Source organism: Saccharopolyspora spinosa NRRL 18395, assembly GCF_000194155.1.
GTDB classification, from domain to species: Bacteria; Actinomycetota; Actinomycetes; order Mycobacteriales; family Pseudonocardiaceae; genus Saccharopolyspora; species Saccharopolyspora spinosa.
In genome coordinates this window covers 1,029,044-1,050,364 of the sequence record NZ_GL877878.1, presented here as the reverse complement: position 1 = coordinate 1,050,364, position 21,321 = coordinate 1,029,044, and the positions used below count along the sequence as shown (strand labels likewise).

The window sequence follows — 21,321 nt, the reverse complement described above, 5'->3', positions numbered from 1 at the left end:
CCAGAACATGACGACCAGGCCGAGTTGATCAACCCTCATGTGCGGAATGCCCGGCTAGCCACCTGGTGCTCGCCGGCGACGAGACCGCCGTACCCGCCGTCGCCGCGATCGTCGAAACGCTCCCGCCGTGCGCGCGCGGCATCGTCTGCCTCGAAGTACCCGAGGAGCACGACCGGCAGGACTGGCGCGTGCCCGACGGCGTCGAAGTGCGCTGGTTCCCCCGCCGCGCGGCACAGCCGCACGGCAAGCTGCTGGAGGAAGGCGTCGCCGCGGCGCTGGACGAACTGCACCCGCGAACGCTCGGCGGCGCGGCCGAACTCGACGATGTCGACGTGGACGTCTCGCCGTTGTGGGAGGTGCCCGAGGACACCGCCTCCCCCAGCCGCTTCTACGGCTGGCTGGCCGGCGAGGCGGCCGTGATCAAGCGCCTGCGCCGGATGCTGGTGAGCGACTACGGCATCCCGAAGCAGGCGGTCGCGTTCATGGGCTACTGGCGCGAAGGACGCTTCTGACGCTCGGCGAATCGGACCGTCCTGTCGGTGGTATCCGATACTGTGCCTTTCGACACCCCATCTGCCGGTCGGCGCAGTACGGGGCGTCCCGAAGCAGCAGCACAGGAAGCCGAAAGGGCGTAGTCATGGCCGCCACCACCACGGTCACCGACGATTTCGTCGCGCAGGCCGACCCGTACCGGCGGGAACTGCTGGCGCACTGCTACCGGATGCTCGGCTCGCTGCACGACGCCGAGGACCTCGTGCAGGAGACCTACCTGCGCGCTTGGCGCGGCTACGACCGGTTCGAGGGCCGGTCGTCGCTACGCACCTGGCTCTACCGGATCGCCACCACCACCTGCTTGACCGCGCTGGAGAACCGGAAGCGCCGGCCGCTGCCGACCGGCCTGGGCGGTCCCAGCGACCCATCCCGCGACGAGCTGGTCGAGCTGCCCGAGGTGCCGTGGCTGGAGCCCATCCCGGACGCCATGATCACCGACGACCACACGGACCCGGCGGCGATCGTCAGCGCGCGGGAGAGCACCCGGTTGGCCTTCATCGCCGCCCTTCAGCACCTGCCCGCCCGGCAGCGCGCGGTGCTGATCCTCCGCGACGTGCTGAAGTGGAAGGCCGCCGAGGTTGCGGAAGCACTCGACACCAGCACCGCCGCGGTCAACAGCTCCCTGCAGCGCGCCCGGGCGCAGCTGGACCAGGTCAAGCCGTCCGAGGACGACACCCGCGAGCCACTGACCGCTGAACAGCGGCGGATGCTGGAGCGCTATGTGGCGGCGTTCGAGGCCAAGGACATCTCCCGCATCGTGCAGATGTTCACCGAGGACGCCATCTGGGAGATGCCGCCGTTCACCAACTGGGTGAGTGGTGCCGAGCAGATCGGCGTGCTGGTCGACCTAAAGTGCCCGGCCGGCCCGGACGACATGCGGCTGCTGCCGGCCCGGGCGAACGGCCAGGTCGCCTTCGGCGTCTACATGCGCCAGCCCGACGGCGTGTTCCGCCCGTTCCACCTGCAGGTGCTCGAATTCGACGGCGCGAAGGTCAAGCACGCCGTCACGTTCTTCGACGTCAGCCTGTTCCCGTCCTTCGGGCTGCCCGACACCTACCCCCAGTGAGCGCGGCTGGCCGGGATCACCGCGGGCCGCGGCGCGTCGAACAGGCGTGCAATCGTTCTTGACACGTCAACGGCCAACGGCGTTGCGCCGCCTGCTTGTTCCGTTGGCGGTTGTCCCACCAGTGGTGCGTGTTCGCCTGCCCGCTCAACAGCACCAGCGGTTCGCCAGAACTCCGCGCCTGGTAGTAGATCTCGGCTTGGTCGGCAGTCTTTGCGAACGGCACGCCGACATCCTAAGATCGCCGACGCGGCACCAGCCGGAAGTCGCCGAGCTCACCGACGTTCGTCCACAAAGGACACCGTCGACCGGCAGGTGCGCGGGCGCACGCGGGGCTACAGTGGCGGCGGAGACGTATGGGCGCCTGGTGGCCCCCTCGGCCTTCAAAGCCGATGGCACCGAGCACCTCGGTGCGGCGGGTTCGATTCCCGTCCGTCTCCGCCTGTGGAGCAGGCTCCGACGTGCTGCAATGGGGACATGACCGGGTCCGAACCGATTCGCCTGACCCAGTACGCGCACGGCGGCGGCTGCGCCTGCAAGATCCCGCCCGGCGAGCTGGAGTCGATCGTCAGCGGCCTGGCCCCCGCCGTCGAACGGCCGAACTCGGACCTGATCGTCGGTCTGGCGACCGGTGACGACGCGGCAGTGGTGCGCGCCGACGGCGGGCTCGCGATCGTGGCCACCACGGACTTCTTCACACCTGTCGTCGACGATCCCTACGACTGGGGCCGCATCGCCGCCGCCAACGCACTGTCCGATGTGTACGCGATGGGCGGCACTCCGGTCCTCGCGGTCAACCTCCTGGGCTGGCCGCGCGGTGTGCTGCCGTTCGAGCTGGCCGCCGAGGGGGGCTGCCACATCGGCGGTGGGCACAGCGTCGACGATCCCGAACCGAAGTACGGCCTGGCGGCCACCGGCATCGTCGACCCCGATCGGTTGCTGCGCAACGACACCGCGCGGCCGGGCCTGCCGCTGTCGCTGACGAAACCGCTGGGCATCGGCGTGCTCAACACCCGGCACAAACGCACCGGGGAACGCTTCGAGCAGGCGATCGAGGCGATGACGACGCTGAACCGCGACGCCGCGGTCGCTGCGGTGCGGGCCGGGGTGGTGTGCGCGACCGACGTCACCGGGTTCGGTCTGCTGGGCCACCTGTTCAAGACCATGCGCGCGTCCGGGACCGCCGCCGAAATCGACGTCGCCGCCGTGCCGTACCTCGACGGCGCGCGGGACGCGGTGCGGGCCGGGTTCGTCAGCGGCGGCACCCGCCGGAACCTCGACTGGGTCCTCCCCCACCTCGATCCCGGTTCGACATCGGGAGAAGACCTGCTGCTCCTCGCCGACGCCCAAACCTCGGGCGGCCTGCTCGTGGTCGGCGAGATCCCGGGCGCGCCGGTGATCGGCCGGGTGCTGCCCGCCGGTACCGCGACGATCTCGCTGCGCTGAGCATTCCCCGCCCACATCGTGGGCAGTCGGGGCGATCCGTTGACGCTTACCCACGACGCTTCTAGCGTTCATGTCATGGCGCAGTCGGTGCAGTTGGTCACCAGGGACCACGTCGACCTCCTCCGGGTCACCTCCGCCGCCTGTCCGCGGCACTGAGCTCCCGAAGCCCCGCACATCATCCCGGCCTCTTTCGCCGGTCACCGTTCGCCGCCGGTTCCCGGCGCCGCTTCGCGAACGCTCCCCCACCTGACGATCCACTGTGGATTCGTCTTCGCGCGGCAGGAAGGACCTGCAGATGGCACCACGACCGAACCTGCACCTCGCGGTGGCGCTGGACGGCACCGGCTGGCATCCAGCCGCGTGGCGGGATGAATCCGCTCGCGGTGCCGAGATCTTCACCGCCGGGTACTGGGTCGACGTCGTGCGGGAAGCTGAGCACGGCCTGCTCGACTTCGTCACGATCGAGGACTCGCTCGGCCCGCAGTCGACCCTCGGCGACGGCCCGGACGACCGGACCGACCAGGTGCGCGGGCGGCTCGACGCGGGCCTGATCGCCTCTCGCGTCGCGCCCCGCACCACGCACATCGGCCTGGTGCCCAGCGCCGTCGTCACACACACCGAGCCGTTCCACATCTCCAAGGCGGTCGCCAGCCTGGACTACATCAGCGCCGGCCGCGCGGGTTGGCAGGTGCAGGTTTCGGACCGACGCAGCGAGGCCGCGCACTTCGGTCGGCGCGAGGTGGACCCCGCAGAGCTCTTCGACGAGGCCGCCGACTACGTCGAGGTGGTCCGCCGGCTGTGGGACAGCTGGGAGGACGACGCCGAGATCCGCGACGTCGCGACCGGCCGGTTCATCGACCGCGAAAAGCTGCACTACATCGACTTCGCCGGGAAGTGGTTCGACGTCAAGGGGCCGTCGATCACGCCACGTCCGCCGCAGGGCCAGCCGCTGGTGACGGCCCTAGCCGCGGAGGCCGCCGCGCACCGGTTCGCCACCCGCGCCGCGGACGTCATCTTCACCACCCCGCACGACGCAGAGCAGGCGCGGATCATCACCGACCGAATCCGCGCCGAACAACCGAATTCCGGGCGCGGCCCGCAGGTGTTCGGCGATCTGGTCGTGTTCCTCGGCGAACGCGCGGCCGAACGGAAGGACCGGCTGGACGAGCTCGATGGCGCGGTGTTCACCTCGGACGCCGCGGTGTTCACCGGAAGCGCGGCCGGACTAGCCGATCGGCTGCTCTCCTGGGCCGAGGCGGGGCTCTCCGGATTCCGGTTGCGGCCCGGCGCCATCCCGCACGACCTCACTGCGATCACCCGCGGCCTCGTCCCAGAGCTGCAACGACGCGGAGCCTTCCGCACCGCCTACGAGGCCAGCACGCTGCGCGGGTTGTTCGGCCTGCACCGGCCAGCCAGCCGCTATGCCGCTACCGCCGGAGGACACCTGTGAGCAAGCAGATTCACCTGGCCGCGCACTTCCCAGGCGTCAACAACACCACGGTGTGGAGCGATCCGGCTTCGCTGAGCCAGATCGAGTTCTCCTCGTTCACGCACCTGGCCCGAACCGCCGAGCGCGGGAAGTTCGATTTCCTGTTCCTCGCCGAGGGATTGCGGCTGCGCGAACACGCCGGGAAGATCTACGACCTGGACGTCGTGGGCCGCCCGGACACCTTCACAGTGCTCGCCGGGCTGGCCGCCGTCACCGAGCATCTCGGACTGGCGGGCACCATCAACTCGACGTTCAACGAGCCGTACGAGGTGGCCCGGCAGTTCGCCAGCCTCGACCACCTCTCCGGCGGCCGGGCGGCCTGGAACGTCGTCACGTCGTGGGATGCGTTCACCGGCGAGAACTTCCGGCGCGGCGGCTTCCTGCCGGAGGACCAGCGCTACGAACGCGCCGAGCGGTTCCTGCGCTCCGCGTGCGAGCTCTTCGACTCCTGGCGAGGCGACGAGATCATCGCCGACAAGGGCTCCGGGGTCTTCCTGAAAGACCCGCGGGCCGGCTCCTTCGCGCTCCGCGACGCGCACTTCGACATCGCGGGCCGCTTCAACGTGCCCCGCAGCCCGCAGGGCCGTCCGGTCATCTTCCAGGCCGGGGATTCCGATGCGGGCCGCGAGTTCGCCGCCTCGGCCGCTGACGCGATCTTCACCGGCCACGGAACCCTGGAGGCGGGCAAGGAGTTCTACGCGGACGTCAAGGGCAGGCTTGCCCGGCACGGCCGGTCCCGCGGCGAGCTCCTGGTGTTCCCGGCGACAACCGTGGTACTCGGGGACACCGACGCGGAAGCCCACGAACGCGCCGCGCACATCCGGCACCAACAGGTCAGCGGCCAGACCGCCATCCGATTCCTGGAACAGCTCTGGAACACCGACCTCGGCGGCTTCGACCCCGACGGACCGCTGCCCGAGTTCGATCCGGTGGTCGGCGCCGATGCGATCACCAAGGGGCGGGCCAGCTCCCGGCGACACCGCGACCCGATCGCCATCGCCCGGCGGTGGCGCGAAGTCGCCGAGGCCAAGCAGCTGTCCATCCGGGAGCTGATCATCGAGGTCACCGCCCGGCAGTCGTTCATCGGCACGCCGGAGACCGTGGCCGAGACGATGAACCGGTTCGTGCAGGAAGACGCCTCAGACGGCTTCATCCTCGTCCCGCACCTCACCCCCGGTGGCCTCGACGAGTTCGTCGACGCCGTGGTCCCGCTGCTGCAGGAACGGGGCGTGTACCGCACCGAGTACCCGGGCACGACGCTGCGCGAGAACCTCGGGCTGCCGCCAGGGGCAGACCCCCACCGCAGCACGAAGACCGCCTCATGACCGGGTCGGCTTGGAGGTCGCACTGATGCCCACCCCGCTGTCCGTCCTCGACCTGTCGCCCGTCCCGTCCGGGCAGACCTCGGCCGACGCCTTGCGCAACACCATCGACCTCGCGCAGCGCACCGAACACCTCGGCTACCGCCGCTACTGGGTGGCCGAACACCACCTCGTGCGCGGCGTCGCCTCCTCGGCGCCGGCGGTGCTGATCGCGCTGATCGCGGGCGCGACCAGGCGGATCCGGGTGGGTTCGGCGGCGGTTCTGCTGGGGCACCACCCCCCGCTGGTGGTCGCCGAGCAGTTCGGCACGATCGCCCAGCTGCACCCGGGCCGCGTCGACCTAGGGCTGGGGCGCTCCGGCCTGCTGCGCAGCCGGGAGCTGGTGCGCCGGTTCGCCGGTCCCGCCGACGGGCCGGCGCCCGAGGCCAAGGTGGTGGACGGGCTGCTGATCCCGCCCAAGCCGCGCGCGCTGGCCAGATCGGAGCGGTTCGTGGCGCGCATCGAGGAGCAGCAACGGCTGCTCAGTACCGGCGAGCCCGCGGAATCACCACTGGACTACCGAGCCCAGGTCGAGCAGATCCTCCAGTTCGTCGAGGGCGGATTCCGGTCCGCAAGCGGCGAACCGCTGCACGCGCTGCCGGTCGAAGGTGCCGATCTCGACGTCTGGGTCCTCGGGTCCAGCGCCGGGCAGAGCTCGGCCGCGGCGGGTTCGCTGGGCCTGCCGTTCGCGGCGAACTACCACGTCAGCCCATCAACGGTGTTGGAGGCGGTCGCCGCCTACCGGGACGACTTCACCGCATCCGCGAAGCTGGCCCGCCCGCACGTCGTGGTGTCGGCGGACGTGGTGGTGGCCGACACCGACGAGCAGGCCCGGGAGCTCGCCATCCCCTACGGGCCGTGGGTGCACAGCATCCGCGCCGGAGAGGGCGTGATCCCGTACCCCAGCCCGGCCGAAGCAGCCGAGTTCCCGTGGACAGTCCAGGCGCGGGAAATCGTCGCCGACCGGCTGGACACGCAGGTCGTGGGCTCGCCGGAGACGGTGGTGCGCAAGCTTGCGACGTTGCGCGACGCCACCGCCGCCGACGAGCTCGTGATAACCACGACCACCCACGACCACGCCGACCGGGTCCGCTCCTACGAACTGCTCGCCAAGGCCTGGCTGGAGTCCTAACCGCGTCCGATGAAGGGCATCGCGGTGGCGGTGATGGTCAGGAACTGCACGTTCGTGTTCAGCGGCAGACCCGCCATGTAGAGCACGGCGTCGGCGACGTGCCGGGCGTCGAAGGTCGGTTCGGGGCGCACCGAGCCGTCCGCCTGCACCGCGCCGGTGGCGATGCCCGAGGTCATCTCGGTGGCCGCGTTGCCGATGTCGATCTGCCCGCAGGCGATGCCGTAGGGCCGACCGTCCAGCGAGATCGACTTGGTCAGGCCCGTGATGGCGTGCTTGGTCGCGGTGTAGGCGACACTGCGCGGCCGCGGGCTGTGCGCGGAGATGGAACCGTTGTTGATGATCCGGCCGCCCTGCGGATCCTGGTCCCGCATGATCCGGAAGGCCTGGTGCGCGCACAGGAACGAGCCGGTCAGGTTGGCCTGCACGACGTCCTGCCAGTCCGGATAGGACAGTTCGCCGACCGAACCGGCGGTGCCGAAGGTGCCCGCGTTGTTGACCAGCAGGTCGACCCGGCTCCACGCGTCGCGCACGCCCTCGAACAGCGCGGCGACCGACTCCGGGTCGCTGACGTCGGTCGGTACCACTCGGGCGGCGGCGGAGCCCTGCGCGGTCTCCTGCAACGGCTCCGGCCGTCGGCCCGCCAGCGCCACCCGGTAGCCCGCGCCGAGCAGCGCCTGCGCGATCTCCCGCCCCACACCGGATCCGGCCCCGGTCACCACTGCGACTCGCATGTCGTTCATCAGCCCTCCCGTCGCGATTGCCAACGGGCTCATTGATACCTCACGCAGCGACCGCGCCCGGAAGCAACGATCGGTGACCCGACCATCCCCAGTGGACCTTCGACGGAGTTCGGACGGTTGGCGCGGGCCGCACCCGGGCACACCCATAACGTGCGCACTGTGCTTCTGGGGCCACCAGCTTCGCGGACCGCCTGGTGCTACCCGGCGTTACTCGCCACGCTCATCGCGGTTGCAGGCTGCGGCGAGCCGCCCGCGAATCCCCCGAACAGCGCGCCCGCCGCGTCGCCGCCCGTCGCTCAGGTGGCGGGAACGGAGGTGACGGTGCGCGGCGAAGTGCGGAACGGAGTCGAACACAGCTGCCTGGTCCTGAGCGCCGACGACCGGGAGTACCTGCTGGTGCACCCGCCGCCCGAGCTGCGTCCTGGTGTGACGGCAGTGGTCCGCGGCAGGATCGAGCCGGGCATGGTCACGACCTGCATGCAGGGAACCCCGCTGGTGGTGTCGGAAGCGCACACAGCCTGAGCGCCGCTCCACTAGCCAGTCGCCTCAGTCCAGACCGCGAGGCACCGAGACCCGACCAGCCGTGGTCCACTATCTCACCGCACTGAAGGCAGCCGCCGCACAACAACACCGACCCCACAGGTACCGACCGAGAACACTGAAGGGCGTCGTGGTTCGCCCGCCGGGCGCCGCTGTGCGGGGATGAGGTCCCGGAGGTGTTCGCGGTGTTGGGTGGGTAGGGCTCTACCGCCTGGTCGCGGTATTCGCCTGGGGTCCACTGTGGGCGGTGGGATGAACACCGGTCGCCGGTCTCTTATTTCGATTTCCCATCGCTGGGTGTGCAGGGTCCGGTGATGGTGACTGCAGAGCATCACCATGTTGCCCAGCTCGGTCGCCCCACCATCCACCCGGTGGGGATCGACCCCCGGGCGCAGTGTCCGGATTGCTCCGGGTCTGTTTCCCGGGGGTCGCCCTCCCGAACCCGGCGTGCGAGTTTCCCCGCACCGGGCTCTCCACAAGTCCTCAGTGGGCGAGTTCCGGTGTGGTCCACGGGGTTGGGATACGGATACCGCGATAACGGTATCGTTTGATCGTCATCCTGGTGGGTTCGTAGAGCCTGACCCCGTTGAATTCCGGTTTCCATCCGTTGTAGTAACGGCGGATGATACGGCGTTTGCTGGTTTTCGGATGTTTCTTCCCGAACCAGCGCCAGACCCGCCACCACATGTAGTTCTGCAGGTGGTTGTAGGCGGTGCTGGATGAGCCGTGCCGGAAGTATTGGCACCAGCCTCGGGTGATGGAGCCGAGTTGGCGGAACAGGCTGTCCGCGCTCTGGTGCGTGACCCCGGTAGGCGCCGTCCTGGTCGAGCAGGTAGCGGATGCGTTTCGGCGAGTCAGACGTCAGATGTCGGATGTATGTCGGATGTCGGATGTCCAGACCGCTATCGGGTCCGGCCGGAGCTGACAAGTGCCCCGGGCGAAGCAATCGGACGCCCATTCGGCTGCCGGGGGCCCACGGACGCAGTACGCTCGTAGCCGCGCAATGTCGTTTCGCCCAGCCGTTCGGCGGGAGTTCGCGGAACCGGCAGCACAGGATCCCCATCGGCGGCTCGGGACGCGGTGCCGGGAGCCGACATGAGCAGGTTGACGCAACCGACCAAGCCCGAGAGCAAACTGTTCCGGAGGATCCGCGACCAGGCGGACGAGGCGGACCAGCGATTCCGCCTGGCTCCCGGGTTGCGGCGACAGATCAGCAAGGTCTTCCCGTCGAACTGGTCGTTCCTGCTCGGCGAGCTCGCGCTCTACAGCTTCGTCATCCTGGTGCTCACCGGCACCTACCTCGCCTGGTTCTTCGACCCGTCGATGACCGAGGTGACCTACAACGGCGTGTTCAACAACCTGCGCGGCGTGACGATGTCGCGGGCGTTCGAGAGCACGCTCGACATCTCCTTCGAAGTCCGCGGCGGGCTGTTCGCGCGCCAGCTGCACCACTGGGCCGCGCTGATCTTCATGGCCGCGATCGTGGCGCACATGTTCCGGATCTTCTTCACCGGCGCGTTCCGCCGCCCACGCGAGGTGAACTGGACCATCGGCATCCTGCTGTTCTTCCTGGGCATGTTCGAGGGCTTCATCGGCTACTCGCTGCCCGATGACCTGCTGTCCGGCACCGGGCTGCGGATCGCCTCCGGCATCGTGCTCTCCGTCCCGGTCATCGGCACCTGGCTGCAGTGGATGCTCTTCGGCGGGGAATTCCCCGGAACCGAGATCATCCCGCGGTTCTACCTGTTCCACGTGTTCCTGCTGCCCGGCCTCATCCTCGGCCTGGTGGCGGCGCACCTGGCGATCGTCTGGTACCAGAAGCACACCCAGTACCCCGGCCCGAAGCGCACTGAGTCCAATGTGGAGGGCGTGCGGATCATGCCGGTGTTCGCGGTCAAGAGCACCGGGCTGTTCCTGATCATCACCGGCGTGCTGGCGATCATGAGCGGCATCTTCCAGATCAACGCGATCTGGAACTTCGGCCCTTACGTGGCATCGATGATCTCGGCGGCCTCCCAGCCCGACTGGTACATGATCTGGACCGACGGCATGGGGCGGTTGTGGCCGCCGTGGGAGGTCTACCTGGGCCCGTACATGATTCCGGCGGTGTTCTTCCCGCTCGTCGTCGGGCTGGGCCTGGTGTTCACCGTGGCGATCATCTACCCGTTCCTGGAGCGCAAGCTCAGCGGCGACACCGGGCACCACAACCTGCTGCAGCGACCGCGCGACGCGCCGGTGCGGACCGCGCTGGGCATGATGGCAATCACGTTCTTCCTGGTGGTGCTGCTGTCCGGGGTGAACGACGTCATCGCCTTCCAGTTCGGGTTGTCGTTGAACATGACCACCTGGGCGGGCCGGATCGGCGTGCTGCTCGCGCCGCCGATCGCCTACTACGTGACCTACCGGATCTGCCTGGGCCTGCAACGCACCGACCGCGAGGTCCTCGAGCACGGCGTGGAGACCGGCATCATCAAGCGCCTACCGCACGGCGAGTTCATCGAGGTCCACCAGCCGCTCGGCCCCGTCGACGAACACGGCCACCCCGAGCCGCTGCCTTACCAGGCCACCCCGGTGCCGAAGAAGATGAACCAGCTCGGTGCCGCCGGCCGGTCGGTGCCCGGCAGCCTGCTGATACCGGATCCGCGCGAGGAGACCGAGGCGCTCGACTCCGCCCGCCGCGGGGAGGCCGAGGAGGAGCGCGCCGCCAGGGAGGCCGAGGTCGAACTCCGTTCGGGCCGCCCGCAGGCGCCCGAACGGTGATCGGCGTTGTCCCGGCCGTTGCCGTAGGGTGCGCGCGTGTCCAATCGGGAACTGGTGGTGCTCGGCACGGCGAGCCAAGCGCCTACGCGGTCTCGCAACCACAACGGCTACCTGCTGCGCTGGGACGGCACCGGCTTCCTCTTCGATCCCGGCGAAGGCGCTCAGCGCCAGATGATCCACGCTGGGGTCAGCGCGCACGACATCGACCGGATCTGCATCAGCCACTTCCACGGCGACCACTGTCTGGGGGTGCCGGGAGTGGTCCAGCGGCTCTCGCTGGACCGGTTGCGGCGGCCGGTGCACGCGCACTTCCCGGCCGGCGGCGCCGGTTTCTTCCGCAACCTTCGCTACGCCTCAGCGTTCGACGAGGTCGTTGACCTGCAGGAGCGGCCGATCGAGCAGGAGGGCACGATCGCCACCGGCCCGTTCGGCAGGCTGGAGGCGGTGCGGCTGGACCACCGCATCGAGACGTTCGGTTACCGGCTGGTGGAGCCGGACAGCCGGCGCATGGCGCCCGAGCGGTTGGCCGAGTTGGGAGTGCGCGGGGCCGCCATCGGGAAGCTCCAGCGGGAGCGCACGCTCCGCTTGGACAGCGGCCGCCTGGTCGCGCTGGAGGAGGTCAGCGAGCCGCGCCCCGGTCAGCGGTTCGGGTTCGTGATGGACACCCGGCTGTGCGATGGCGTGTTCACCGTCGCCGACGGCGCCGATCTGCTGGTGATCGAATCCACGTTCCTGGACGAGGACGCGCGGCTGGCCGACGAGTACCGCCACCTCACCGCCGCCCAGGCGGCCCGGGTCGCCGCCGAGTGCGGTGTGCGCTGCCTGGTGCTGACGCACTTCTCGCAGCGCTACTCGGACCCGCAGCGCTTCCATGACGAGGCCGCGGCGGTCTTCGACGGCACGGTGGTCGTGGCCGAAGATCTGCAGCGGGTCCCGGTGCCGCGGCGCCGTTGAGGCGTGCCGATATGCTGCCGGGCGGGCAGTCATCGCGCGGAAGGCAGGTTCCTTGGTTCGGCAACCGATCCCGGTGGTCATCGTCGCGGGGTTCCTCGGAGCCGGGAAGACCAGTCTCCTGAACCACCTGCTGCGCAACCCGCAGGGTGCCCGGATCGGCGTCGTGGTCAACGACTTCGGGAAGATCAACATAGATGCGCTGAGCGTCGCGGGCCAGGTCGACTCCACCGTCTCGCTGGGCAACGGCTGCCTGTGCTGCGCCGTCGACGCCCGCGGGCTCGACGATCTGCTGGCCAAGCTCGCGCGGCCCGGCAGCGACATCGACGTGATCGTGATCGAGTCCAGCGGGCTGGCCGACCCGCGCGGCATGGTCCGGCTGCTGCTGAACAGCGCGAACCCCCGCCTCGGCTACGGCGGGCTGGTCGAGGTGGTCGACGCCGCGGAGTTCGACACCACCCGGCGGCGGCACCCCGAGATCGACCAGCACCTGCGCTTCGCCGATCTGGTGTTGCTGAACAAGATCGATCGCGTCGACGAGTCCGACCAGCGGCGGCTGGCGGAACTGGTGCGCGGGCTCGCCGACGGGAAGCCGGTCCTGCCGACCGACCACGGCCGCGTCGACCCGACGTTGCTGTTCGACCGCGAAGCGGTCCGGGAACGGCGGGACACCGCGCGCCAGCTGTCCTTCGACGAACTGCTGGCCGACCCGGTCGACGACTGCCACGAGCATCTGCACGCCGCGTACGAGAGCGTGGAGTTCACGGCCGACAGCCCGGTGGATCCGCGGGCGCTGATGCGGTTCCTGGACGACCGCCCGGCCGGGATCTACCGGATGAAGGGCCAGGTCCACTTCGGCGCGCCGGGCCACGGGCAGAAGTTCACCCTGCACACCGTCGGCGACTTCCTGCGTTTCCACCGCACGCGCTGGCGCCGGGACGAGCCGCGGCGGACCCAGCTCGTGGTGATCGGCTCTGGCCTCGACCAGGACCGGGTCCGCAGCGGCCTGACCGCTTGCCTGGGCGAACCGGACCGGTCCGACGAGCACAGCATGCTGGACGTGCTGAAGTACACGCGCTCCTGACCTTGCGGAAGCGGACTCGCGCGGGCAGCCTACAGACGATCAAGACGCGACACTGGGAGGGGCGGCCATGCAGGGCTATCCGGGGCAGGATCCCGCCCAGGCCGAGCTGTTCGCGAGCCTGGCCGGGGTAAACCGCAGCCGCGCCAATCCGGCCCGCATGTACGACTACTACCTGGGCGGGGCGCACAATTTCGCCGCGGACCGCGAGGCCGCCGACCGGGTGCTGGCGGTGCTGCCCGAGACCCGCACGTTCGCGCAGGAGAACCGGGCGTTCCTGCAGCGCGCGGTGCGGAACCTGGTCGAAGAGGCGGGCGTCAGCCAGTTCCTCGACCTCGGTTCCGGCATCCCGACCGTCGGCAACGTGCACGAGATCGCCCAGGGCCTGGACCCCGCGGCGCGGGTCGTCTACGTCGACCACGAGCCGGTGGCGGTCGCTCAGTCGCAGCGGATGCTCGCGGGCAACGACCTGGCCACCATCATCCGCGCGGACCTGCGGCACCCGGACCTCGTGCTGGGCCACCCCGACGCCCGGCGGTTGCTTGATCTCTCCCGGCCGGTGGCGGTGCTGATGATCTCCGTGTTCCCGTTCATCCCGGATGCCGATGACCCGACCGGGATCATCGCCAGTTACCGGCGGGCGTGCGCACCCGGCAGCTACCTGGCGCTGTCGCACAGCCTGACGCCGGAGTACTGGCCGGGCGAGGTCGTGGAGGCCATCGAGCTATACCAGTCCAGCACCCACCCGTTGCACCTGCGCAACCCGGAGCAGGTCGCGGCCCTGTTCGACGGCTACGAGATGGTCGAGCCGGGCCTGGTGTTCACCTCGGCCTGGCGGCCCGACCGGCCGGTCACCGACAAGCAGGCGCGGGAGAGCCGCGCGGTGGCCGGGGTGGGCGTGCTGCCCGGGTAGCGTCCACTGTGGATCTGCTGCCGGATCCCGGCGGCGGTCGTACCGTGGCGCAGACCGGTTCCGACTCGCCGACAGGAGCGTGCCGAATGTCCAGCGCCGAGGTGCTCGTCGATGCGTTCAGCCGAATCCGCGAAGTGGTGCACGAGACCGTCTCGGGCCTGGCTCCCGACCAGCTGACGTACCGGGTCGATCCGGAGGCCAACTCCATCGCCTGGCTGGTGTGGCACCTCACCCGGGTGCAGGACGACCACGTCTCGGACGTCGCCGAGGCGGAGCAGGCCTGGACCGCGCAGGACTGGCTGGGGCGCTTCGGGTTGCCGTTCACGCATGAGGACATCGGTTACGGCCACGACCCCGACGAGGTCGGCGAGGTGCGCGTCGACTCCGGTGAGCTGCTGACCGGCTACCACGACGCCGTCCACGCGCAGACGGTCGCCTTCGTCTCGGAGCTGACCGACGACGGCCTGGCCGAGGTCGTGGACGCCGGGTGGACTCCCCCGGTCACCCTCGGTGTGCGGCTGGTCAGCGTGATCGCCGACGGCCTCCAGCACGCCGGCCAGGCCGCCTTCATCCGCGGCATCGTCGAACGCACCGGATAGCGGGTGGCACCGGGGCAGCGCGGTGGCGGACAATCGCGTCATGACCGAGCGCAAGCCACCCGGTGTCACGTTCGAATCATGGATCGAGAAGCAGATCCGCACCGCCCAGGATCGCGGTGACTTCGACGACCTGCCCGGCGCGGGCAAGCCGCTGCCCGGTGCGGGCGCACCGCTCGACGACCAGTGGTGGGTCAAGGAGCACATCCGCCGTGAGGGGGTGTCCGGCGATGCCCTGCTGCCCACTCCACTGCAGCTACGCAAGGAGGTCGAGCGGCTGCCCGAAACCGTTCGCGACCTGACCACCGAGCGGGCCGTCCGCGACGTGGCAGCGGACCTGAACCGCCGCATCGTCGAATACCTCCGCGCACCGACCGGACCGCAGGTGGCCGTCGGACCGGTGCACGTCGACGACGTGGTGGCCCGGTGGCGCGCCGACCGGCCCGAGCCGCAGCGGAGCCCAGCATCCGCACCGAACGAGCCCGCACCGCGGAAAACCCCTTGGTGGCAACGCTTCCGCCGCTGATCCGGCCAGCCGTTTCCCACCTTTTGAACGGCTTTGACGGAAGTTGTCGCCGGTGCTTTGATCAATGTCATGACGCCTGGACCGCTGCTCGTGCAGCGCGCGCACATCGACCTGTTGTGGGTCGCTTCCGCGGCTTGTCCGCGCACTTGATCTCCCCTGCCCCGGCGTTGCCCCGCTGCTCGTCCGAGCCGCATGCCGCCGGGTTGCCCTCGCCTCGCCGGTGACCTGCCGCCGAGGTGCTGTTGTTCGCATCGGTGCCGGTGGACCCCGGCATCGCGATGAGACGGAGAGCTGTGCCATGACGCTGGAAGCTGCTTTCCGGGAGCCGGTGGGTCCGGAGTCCCCGGAGGCGCGTCCGCTGGAGGACGGTGCGGTGATCGAGGTGACCGCCCGGTTCGTCGTCCCGCAACGAGATCTCGCCACGCTGGAACGCGATTTCGCCCGGAAACTGCGCTCCTTGGCGGACGTCCCCGACCAGTCCACTGTGGAGATCCAGGCCAGGCCGGAGGCGCCGCGGTTGCGGTCGCTGCCCGCTCCGACGGAGGCCGCCCTGCGCATCCTGGTCGCCCCGCGCCGGGTGGTGCGGGCCGACGGGACGAACATCGACTTCACGCGGCTGGAGTTCGACCTGCTGCTGTTCTTGTGCGAGAACCCGGGGCGGGTGCACCGGCGGGGCTCGCTGCTCAACGCCGTCTGGCACCTGAACAGCACGCCGAGCACCCGCACGGTGGACGTGCACGTCCGGCGAATCCGCAGCAAACTCGGGCCGGACCTGGACCTGATCACCACGGTTCGCGGGGTCGGCTACCGGATGGATCGCACCACGGACGTCCACATCGAGCCCGACCCCTACGCGTCCTGAGCCCGCGACAGCTTCCGGGCGACGCTTTCGATTGCCGCGCGGTGGCCGCCGTTGTCGAGCACCGGGATGCTGCCGGGCCGGAACCGCGGGCCCAGCGGGATCCGTCCGAACGTCGCCAGCACCGACCAGAACCGGGAGTCACCGGGCACCGGCTCGTTCGTGGCGTACCGCACCGGCTTTCGGGTGGCCAGGCTGACGCGCGCGTGCGGCAAGCTCCACAGCGATCTGCACCACCAAATTGCCCGCGCCCACCACGACCACCTGCTGTCCGGTGCGGATCTCGAAGACCGAGGAGCGGGCGCGCAGGTACTCGACCACGTCGTCGCGAACCGGGTAGCGGTTCGGGTCGCCGGGGAAGCGGGTAGCCGGGAGGCGTGCCGAAGCGCAAGCGCGAGGACTACGAGCGAGGGCTGCCCGGCTACCACGACCCGATGGCTGGCTTCGCCGGAGCGCCCTACGCGCGCAGCGCCCTGACCCTGCGGCTCTGGCTGGCCGGATTCGGCGTGGTGTTCTGCACTGGTGCGGCCGTGCTGGTGTTCCTGTTCGTGCCGGAACTGGCCTGGCTGGGCTGGGCGCTGATCGTGCTGGCCGTGACCGCCCTCGTCGACTTCGGCTGGGTCGCCCACCGCAAGAGCCGCGGTGAACCCGGCTGATCCGTTTCGGCAAGGGTGTTGGCAAGCATTTGCGCGCCCTGGTCTTCCGGTAGGCGAACGGCACCTGCCGCGCAAGCATCGGCTGCCCACCCAGCTCGTCGTGCGCGGTTCGACCGGTCCTGCCGCTACGCGCTGAAACACCCTGTTCAGCGACGGGGTTTCCGGTGAACGGAAAGGGGCGTTCCTTCTCCACGGCTTTCCAATCGATGGTTGGGTTCGACCTGCGGCGGCGGTCACATCTGGGTGCACCGCCTTCGGCAGGGGCGTGGAGAAAGGAAACGGCTAATGCAGATCCAGGTCGGGATCGTCGGGGCGGGACCCGCGGGGCTGATGCTCTCGCACCTGCTGCACCAGCACGGCGTCGACTCCGTCGTCATCGACACCCGCAGCCGCGAGGAGATCGAGGGCACCATCCGCGCGGGCGTGCTGGAGCAGAGCTCGGTGGACCTGATGACCGAGACCGGCGTCGGCGACCGCGTCCGGCAGCTGGGCATGGTGCACGAAGGCATCGAGCTGCGCTTCTGCGGCCGTGGCCACCGCATCGACTTCACCGACCTCACCGGCGGCCGCGGTGTCACTATCTACCCGCAGCACGAGGTCCTCAAGGACCTGATCGCCAAGCGGCTCGCCGACGGCGGCGACATCCGCTTCGGCGTCTCCGGCGTGCAGGTGAAGGGCATCACCGGCGACGCGCCCACTATCGGCTTCACCCAGGACGGCGTCGAGCAGGAGCTGACCTGCGGGCTGGTCGCCGGTTGCGACGGTTCGCGGACCATGACCCGCTACCTCATCCCGTCCCCCGAACCCCGGCAGGACCACTTCCGCCAGTACCCGTTCGCCTGGTTCGGCATCCTCGCCGAGGCGCCGCGGTCCTCCGACGAACTGATCTACGCGCACCACCGCAACGGCTTCGCGCTGATCAGCACCCGATCCGCGACCGTGCAGCGGCACTACCTGCAGGTCGAGCCGAACGACAACGTCCACGACTGGTCCGACGACCGGATCTGGCAGGAGCTGCGCACCCGGGTCGACGGCGCGGAGATCAAGGAGGGCCCGATTTTCTCCAAGTCGGTGCTGCCGTTCCGCAGCTTCGTCTGCGAGCCGATGCAGCACGGTCGCCTGTTCCTGGCCGGCGACGCCGCGCACACCGTGCCGCCTACCGGTGCGAAGGGAATGAACCTGGCCATCGCCGACGTGCACGTGCTCTCCCGCGCCATGACCCGCTTCTTCGCCGCTGGCGTCCGCACCGCGCTCGACGCCTACACCGACACCGCACTACCCCGGGTCTGGCGGGCGCAGCACTTCTCGTGGTGGATGACGTCGATGCTGCACCGCATGCCGGAGGCCAGCGGCTTCGACCTGAACCGGCAGATCGCGGAGCTCGACACGGTCACCCGCTCCCGCGCCGGGCGCACGCTGCTCGCCGAGAACTACGTCGGCACCCCGTTCGACTGACCCCGGACGACGAACCGTTCCCGGTCCCAAAAGCCCGGGCCAGTTGCGTTTCCCGGACGAGCGGTGAGCGCCGCGCCGTCAGCCGACCGGGTCAACCAGCCCGCAGGCCGGGGCCGAACGTCAGTCCCTCTCCTCGGCTTTCCGTGGGTGTAAGTCGGCGAGGAGCAGACGGATTATCATTGCTTGGTAACGGAATGTGCGGGTGCGACCTGCGGGAATTAGGGCGCACGTGAGCGGCTAGGTTCGGAGGTTGCCTATACCATCCGTACCCGAAGGGCTCACGTGCGCGTTACTACTGTATTCAACCGGGTTCTGGCCTTGCCAGGGGCGTCTGTGGAGTCGGTGTCGTTCACAGATCAGGGAGTCGTGCTGGGGCTGCGGCGGCGCCGTCGGCTGCTGGTCTGCCCGTGCGGCCGTAAGCAGCGCGGCCGCTACGACACCTCCCGCCGCCGGTGGCGGCATCTGGACTTCGGTGCCTGCCAGGTATGGCTGGAAGCCGATATCCACCGCATCGACTGCCGGGGCTGCGGGCGGGTGCGTACCGAGGAACTCCCGTGGGCCAGGCCCGGTGCCCGGCACTCCCGTGATTTTGAGGATGTGATCGCCTGGCCGGCCCAGCGTATGGACAAGACCAGCGTGTCCCGGCTGATGCGGTGTTCCTGGGAAGCTGTCGATCGCATCGTCGGCCGGGTTGTGGTCGAGCATGTCGATGACGCGCGGTTGGAGGATGTCTACCGCATCGGTGTGGACGAGATCTCCTACAAGCGCGGCCACAAGTATCTGACCGTCGTCGCTGACCACGACACCCGGAAGGTCATCTGGGTCCAAGAAGGACGGGATAAGGAAGCCTTCGAGAAATTCTTCGACACCCTCGGCGACGAACGCAGCGAGCAGGTGGAGGCCATCACCATGGACGGTAGCGGCATCTACCGGCCGGTCGCCGAGGGCCGGGCCCCGCAAGCAGAGATCTGCATGGATCCTTTCCATGTCATCAAATGGGTCAACGAGGCCGTTGACCGTGCCCGTACCGCGCAGGCGGCTGAAGCACTCATCCCCAGCGCCCAATGGCGATCCACCCGCGCCGCCCTGCGTAAAGGTGCGGAGAACCTCACCGACAAACAACGCGACATCATCAACCAGCTACGCCGGACACGCTACCGGCTCTGGCGTGCCTGGGAACTCAAAGAAGAATTCCGCGACGTCTACCGCGTCATCGACCCCGACGAGGCCCGCACCTACCTGAAATCCTGGTGTACTCGAGCGCTCCGCAGCCGCATCCCTTCCATGCGAAACCTGGTCCAGCGCATCCGAAACCACTTCGACGCCATCATCGCCGCCATCGAACTCGGTCTCTCGAACTCCTTGCTGGAAGGCATCAACAGCAAAATCCGCGTCATCCAGCGCCGCGGCTACGGACATAGCCCCGAATCACTGTCCACAATGATCTACCTCTGCCTCAGCGGAATCACCATCACACTACCCACAGAAAGGTGAGGAGAGGGACGTCAGTTCGTTCGAAGACATCGACGGCGTTTTCGAACACGCCCTGGCGCGCAACCTGGACGGCCTCCACGCCAGGCTGCAACGCGGCTCCGATTCGGGGCAGCGATGTCCCTGACCGCTTGCCCGACGAGGAGATCGATCCGAGCGCGGAGGAATCCGCAACGGAACCTCTACCCTGCCCGCATGGGTTCTTCCAGTGAGCGCGCTCAGCTTCCCATTCCGGCCGAGACCACTGACCTGTGCTACGGGCCGCCGCTACAACGACGCTTGTGCCCCGCTGCGGGCGTTGGTCGGCGTGTGGCGCGGGGGCGGCGAGGTCGACTACCCGAGCATCGAGGGTCCGTACCGGTTCGGGCAGCAGGTCGCGATCTCCCACGACGGGCGGCCGTTCCTGCGCCACGAGGCGCGGGCCTGGCTGCTCGACGCCGAGGGCGACGTCCTTCGCCCGGCGGCGTGGGAAACCGGCTGGTGGCGTCCGCAGCCCGACGGACGCCTGGAACTGCTGATCAGCCACTGCACCGGAATCCTGGAGCTGTTCTACGGCGCGGCGTACCCGCAGCGCTGGGACCTGTCAACCGACACCGTGGTCCGCGCCGCAACCGCGAAGGACGTCGAGGCCGCGGCGCGCAGCTACGCGCTCGACGACGACGGCACCCTCCACTACGCCGAGAGCCGCGCAATGGTCGGCCTGCCCATGACCCCGCACGTCACCGCCCGGTTGCACCGCAGCTGATCTGATCGTCACCCCGGGGCTCGAGTTCCCCACGTGGCGGAAAGACACCTCCGATAAATACAGCTCTGCTGGCCGAGCGCGACCTCGACCCGGCCGACCGCCGGACCGCCATCATCCGGATCACGGAGGCGGGCCGCCGCAGGGCTCTGCAGGACCGGGGCAAGCGCGAGGCGTGGTTGACATAGGCGATGACCGGGCTGACCGACGTCGAACGGGAGCTGCTGGCGCTCGCGGCCAGGCTGCTGGACCGGCTCGCCGACTCCTGACACCGGCTTCTACGCGGGATCGGACCGATGCCTCGAACGACGCACGAATCCCCTCTAAAAAAGACAGCAGCGCTGAAGATCTGTTGCGATCGACGGACCTCAAGCCGGAGTTACCGGGCAAGTTCATCACCCCGATCGCCCTCGGCACGATCCTGCAACCGCTGAACTCGTCGATGATCGCGGTCGCGCTGCTCGCCGCCTCACTGGTCGGCCTGCTTCGCCGCCGACACGCCTGAACACGGGCGAAGGCCCCGCACCTGGTGGGGTGCGGGGCCTTCGCGAGCTTAGGGGCCGGCCCGGGATCCCGGTACCGGCCGGACAACCCGAAACTCAGACGATTCGGACGTCGCTGGCCTGCGGGCCCTTCGGGCCCTGGGTGACCTCGTAGGTGACCTTCTGGTCCTCGTCGAGGCTGCGGAAACCGCGAGCGTCGATCGCCGAGTAGTGGACGAAGACGTCCGCGCCACCGTCGTCAGGCGCGATGAAGCCGAAGCCCTTTTCCGAGTTGAACCACTTCACGGTTCCCTGTGCCATGTCTCTCTCCTTCTGGGAGCCGGTACTACTACAGGCACTCACACTGCGTGACCGCCTGGGTCGCGGATCTCGAACGGCGACTTCTCCAGCTACAACCAGATAGCAGCACGCTCGCATCACCATCCTGCGAGTGCGCGCGAACACGACCCCAGAAAAATACGACCG

Annotated in this window: 24 protein-coding genes, 1 tRNA gene and 1 pseudogene; 20 read left to right on the top strand and 6 right to left on the bottom strand. The window is 69.2% G+C overall.

What is annotated here, in order from left to right; all coding sequences use genetic code 11:
• Nucleotides 1-65 precede the first annotated feature (65 nt).
• Nucleotides 66-512 carry a siderophore-interacting protein gene (locus SSPN_RS42530; RefSeq protein WP_010692737.1) on the top strand — a complete coding sequence of 149 codons (447 nt, stop codon included), beginning with the start codon at nucleotides 66-68 and terminating at the stop codon, nucleotides 510-512.
• A 125-nt stretch (nucleotides 513-637) separates the two neighbouring features.
• Nucleotides 638-1,618 (top strand): sigma-70 family RNA polymerase sigma factor, encoded by a 981-nt coding sequence (locus SSPN_RS0105210; RefSeq protein WP_010692736.1) that lies wholly within the window; start codon nucleotides 638-640, stop codon nucleotides 1,616-1,618.
• Nucleotides 1,619-1,634: 16 nt separating this feature from the next.
• Here the strand turns inward: SSPN_RS0105210 and SSPN_RS0105205 are convergent, their stop codons facing one another.
• Nucleotides 1,635-1,841, bottom strand: coding sequence for a hypothetical protein (locus tag SSPN_RS0105205; protein WP_010692735.1), 207 nt, complete (start codon nucleotides 1,839-1,841; stop codon nucleotides 1,635-1,637).
• A 122-nt stretch (nucleotides 1,842-1,963) separates the two neighbouring features.
• On the opposite strand from SSPN_RS0105205, the gene SSPN_RS0105200 reads away from it, so the two are divergent.
• The 5 genes from SSPN_RS0105200 to SSPN_RS0105175 all read left to right on the top strand — a co-directional run bounded on the left by SSPN_RS0105200 (nucleotide 1,964) and on the right by SSPN_RS0105175 (nucleotide 7,043).
• A tRNA-Sec gene (locus SSPN_RS0105200) sits at nucleotides 1,964-2,056 on the top strand.
• Between the two features lie 36 nt (nucleotides 2,057-2,092).
• Nucleotides 2,093-3,061, top strand: coding sequence for a selenide, water dikinase SelD (gene selD / locus SSPN_RS0105195; RefSeq protein WP_010692734.1), 969 nt, complete (start codon nucleotides 2,093-2,095; stop codon nucleotides 3,059-3,061).
• A 295-nt stretch (nucleotides 3,062-3,356) separates the two neighbouring features.
• Nucleotides 3,357-4,511: an LLM class flavin-dependent oxidoreductase gene (locus SSPN_RS0105185; protein ID WP_029534988.1), complete on the top strand. Its 1,155-nt coding sequence runs from the start codon at nucleotides 3,357-3,359 to the stop codon at nucleotides 4,509-4,511.
• Entirely contained in the window at nucleotides 4,508-5,875 is a 1,368-nt protein-coding gene (locus tag SSPN_RS0105180) for an NtaA/DmoA family FMN-dependent monooxygenase (protein WP_010692732.1), read from the top strand. Before SSPN_RS0105185 ends, SSPN_RS0105180 begins: the two co-directional genes overlap by 4 nt.
• Nucleotides 5,876-5,900: 25 nt before the next feature.
• The gene (locus tag SSPN_RS0105175) at nucleotides 5,901-7,043 is read left to right on the top strand and encodes an MsnO8 family LLM class oxidoreductase (protein ID WP_044573395.1); all 1,143 of its coding nucleotides are present in this window, start codon (nucleotides 5,901-5,903) and stop codon (nucleotides 7,041-7,043) included.
• Here SSPN_RS0105175 and SSPN_RS0105170 read toward each other — a convergent pair.
• Entirely contained in the window at nucleotides 7,040-7,783 is a 744-nt protein-coding gene (locus SSPN_RS0105170; RefSeq protein ID WP_029534987.1) for an SDR family oxidoreductase, read from the bottom strand. The genes SSPN_RS0105175 and SSPN_RS0105170 overlap by 4 nt on opposite strands.
• 321 nt (nucleotides 7,784-8,104) lie before the next feature.
• On the opposite strand from SSPN_RS0105170, the gene SSPN_RS59300 reads away from it, so the two are divergent.
• A complete protein-coding gene (locus tag SSPN_RS59300; RefSeq protein WP_237710457.1) occupies nucleotides 8,105-8,305 on the top strand; it encodes a hypothetical protein in 201 nt (66 codons plus the stop codon).
• 501 nt (nucleotides 8,306-8,806) lie between these two features.
• Here the strand turns inward: SSPN_RS59300 and SSPN_RS50425 are convergent.
• A complete protein-coding gene (locus tag SSPN_RS50425) occupies nucleotides 8,807-9,181 on the bottom strand; it encodes a group II intron maturase-specific domain-containing protein (protein ID WP_083821604.1) in 375 nt (124 codons plus the stop codon).
• A 237-nt stretch (nucleotides 9,182-9,418) separates the two neighbouring features.
• Between SSPN_RS50425 and qcrB the strand changes: the two genes are divergently transcribed.
• From qcrB to SSPN_RS42520, 7 genes are all read left to right on the top strand, one after another.
• Nucleotides 9,419-11,083, top strand: coding sequence for a cytochrome bc1 complex cytochrome b subunit (qcrB, locus tag SSPN_RS0105160; RefSeq protein WP_029534986.1), 1,665 nt, complete (start codon nucleotides 9,419-9,421; stop codon nucleotides 11,081-11,083).
• 36 nt (nucleotides 11,084-11,119) lie between these two features.
• Nucleotides 11,120-12,037: a ribonuclease Z gene (locus SSPN_RS0105155; RefSeq protein ID WP_010692726.1), complete on the top strand. Its 918-nt coding sequence runs from the start codon at nucleotides 11,120-11,122 to the stop codon at nucleotides 12,035-12,037.
• A gap of 52 nt (nucleotides 12,038-12,089) precedes the next feature.
• Nucleotides 12,090-13,118, top strand: coding sequence for a CobW family GTP-binding protein (locus SSPN_RS0105150; RefSeq protein WP_010692725.1), 1,029 nt, complete (start codon nucleotides 12,090-12,092; stop codon nucleotides 13,116-13,118).
• A gap of 67 nt (nucleotides 13,119-13,185) precedes the next feature.
• On the top strand, nucleotides 13,186-14,028 hold the full coding sequence (locus SSPN_RS0105145) for an SAM-dependent methyltransferase (RefSeq protein ID WP_010692724.1): 843 nt from the start codon (nucleotides 13,186-13,188) through the stop codon (nucleotides 14,026-14,028).
• 86 nt (nucleotides 14,029-14,114) lie between these two features.
• Entirely contained in the window at nucleotides 14,115-14,627 is a 513-nt protein-coding gene (locus SSPN_RS0105140) for a mycothiol transferase (protein ID WP_010692723.1), read from the top strand.
• A 40-nt stretch (nucleotides 14,628-14,667) separates the two neighbouring features.
• Nucleotides 14,668-15,150, top strand: a complete 483-nt coding sequence (locus SSPN_RS0105135; RefSeq protein ID WP_010692722.1) for a DnaJ family domain-containing protein — start codon at nucleotides 14,668-14,670, stop codon at nucleotides 15,148-15,150.
• Between the two features lie 298 nt (nucleotides 15,151-15,448).
• Nucleotides 15,449-16,012: a winged helix-turn-helix domain-containing protein gene (locus SSPN_RS42520; RefSeq protein ID WP_010692721.1), complete on the top strand. Its 564-nt coding sequence runs from the start codon at nucleotides 15,449-15,451 to the stop codon at nucleotides 16,010-16,012.
• Here SSPN_RS42520 and SSPN_RS57525 read toward each other — a convergent pair.
• Nucleotides 16,000-16,161 carry a hypothetical protein gene (locus tag SSPN_RS57525; protein WP_010692720.1) on the bottom strand — a complete coding sequence of 54 codons (162 nt, stop codon included), beginning with the start codon at nucleotides 16,159-16,161 and terminating at the stop codon, nucleotides 16,000-16,002. The genes SSPN_RS42520 and SSPN_RS57525 overlap by 13 nt on opposite strands.
• Nucleotides 16,151-16,330, bottom strand: coding sequence for a hypothetical protein (locus SSPN_RS57520; protein ID WP_010692719.1), 180 nt, complete (start codon nucleotides 16,328-16,330; stop codon nucleotides 16,151-16,153). Before SSPN_RS57520 ends, SSPN_RS57525 begins: the two co-directional genes overlap by 11 nt.
• A 56-nt stretch (nucleotides 16,331-16,386) precedes the next feature.
• Between SSPN_RS57520 and SSPN_RS0105115 the strand changes: the two genes are divergently transcribed.
• The 5 genes and pseudogenes from SSPN_RS0105115 (at nucleotide 16,387) to SSPN_RS56420 (ending at nucleotide 20,858) form a co-directional block, all read left to right on the top strand.
• Nucleotides 16,387-16,665, top strand: a complete 279-nt coding sequence (locus SSPN_RS0105115) for a DUF6343 family protein (RefSeq protein WP_010692718.1) — start codon at nucleotides 16,387-16,389, stop codon at nucleotides 16,663-16,665.
• A 285-nt stretch (nucleotides 16,666-16,950) separates the two neighbouring features.
• The gene (locus SSPN_RS0105110; RefSeq protein ID WP_010692717.1) at nucleotides 16,951-18,120 is read left to right on the top strand and encodes a 4-hydroxybenzoate 3-monooxygenase; all 1,170 of its coding nucleotides are present in this window, start codon (nucleotides 16,951-16,953) and stop codon (nucleotides 18,118-18,120) included.
• A gap of 366 nt (nucleotides 18,121-18,486) precedes the next feature.
• Complete coding sequence (locus SSPN_RS0105105) at nucleotides 18,487-19,614, top strand: ISL3 family transposase (protein ID WP_203218557.1); 1,128 nt, start codon at nucleotides 18,487-18,489, stop codon at nucleotides 19,612-19,614.
• 192 nt (nucleotides 19,615-19,806) lie between these two features.
• Nucleotides 19,807-20,356: pseudogene (locus SSPN_RS42515) on the top strand (heme-binding beta-barrel domain-containing protein).
• A gap of 349 nt (nucleotides 20,357-20,705) precedes the next feature.
• Nucleotides 20,706-20,858, top strand: coding sequence for an MYXO-CTERM sorting domain-containing protein (locus SSPN_RS56420; protein WP_010692714.1), 153 nt, complete (start codon nucleotides 20,706-20,708; stop codon nucleotides 20,856-20,858).
• Nucleotides 20,859-20,952: 94 nt separating this feature from the next.
• Here the strand turns inward: SSPN_RS56420 and SSPN_RS0105090 are convergent, their stop codons facing one another.
• Nucleotides 20,953-21,156, bottom strand: coding sequence for a cold-shock protein (locus SSPN_RS0105090; RefSeq protein ID WP_010692713.1), 204 nt, complete (start codon nucleotides 21,154-21,156; stop codon nucleotides 20,953-20,955).
• Nucleotides 21,157-21,321: the final 165 nt, after the last annotated feature.

Bases quoted from the DNA above. Each gene is read 5' to 3' on its own strand.
- SSPN_RS0105110 (WP_010692717.1), top strand. From the start codon at position 16,951: ATGCAGATCCAGGTCGGGATCGTCGGGGCGGGACCCGCGGGGCTGATG.
- SSPN_RS0105175 (WP_044573395.1), top strand. From the start codon at position 5,901: ATGCCCACCCCGCTGTCCGTCCTCGACCTGTCGCCCGTCCCGTCCGGG.
- selD (WP_010692734.1), top strand. From the start codon at position 2,093: ATGACCGGGTCCGAACCGATTCGCCTGACCCAGTACGCGCACGGCGGC.
- SSPN_RS0105210 (WP_010692736.1), top strand. From the start codon at position 638: ATGGCCGCCACCACCACGGTCACCGACGATTTCGTCGCGCAGGCCGAC.
- SSPN_RS0105140 (WP_010692723.1), top strand. From the start codon at position 14,115: ATGTCCAGCGCCGAGGTGCTCGTCGATGCGTTCAGCCGAATCCGCGAA.
- SSPN_RS0105185 (WP_029534988.1), top strand. From the start codon at position 3,357: ATGGCACCACGACCGAACCTGCACCTCGCGGTGGCGCTGGACGGCACC.
- qcrB (WP_029534986.1), top strand. From the start codon at position 9,419: ATGAGCAGGTTGACGCAACCGACCAAGCCCGAGAGCAAACTGTTCCGG.
- SSPN_RS42520 (WP_010692721.1), top strand. From the start codon at position 15,449: ATGACGCTGGAAGCTGCTTTCCGGGAGCCGGTGGGTCCGGAGTCCCCG.
- SSPN_RS0105145 (WP_010692724.1), top strand. From the start codon at position 13,186: ATGCAGGGCTATCCGGGGCAGGATCCCGCCCAGGCCGAGCTGTTCGCG.
- SSPN_RS0105135 (WP_010692722.1), top strand. From the start codon at position 14,668: ATGACCGAGCGCAAGCCACCCGGTGTCACGTTCGAATCATGGATCGAG.
- SSPN_RS0105090 (WP_010692713.1), bottom strand. From the start codon at position 21,156: ATGGCACAGGGAACCGTGAAGTGGTTCAACTCGGAAAAGGGCTTCGGC.
- SSPN_RS0105170 (WP_029534987.1), bottom strand. From the start codon at position 7,783: ATGAACGACATGCGAGTCGCAGTGGTGACCGGGGCCGGATCCGGTGTG.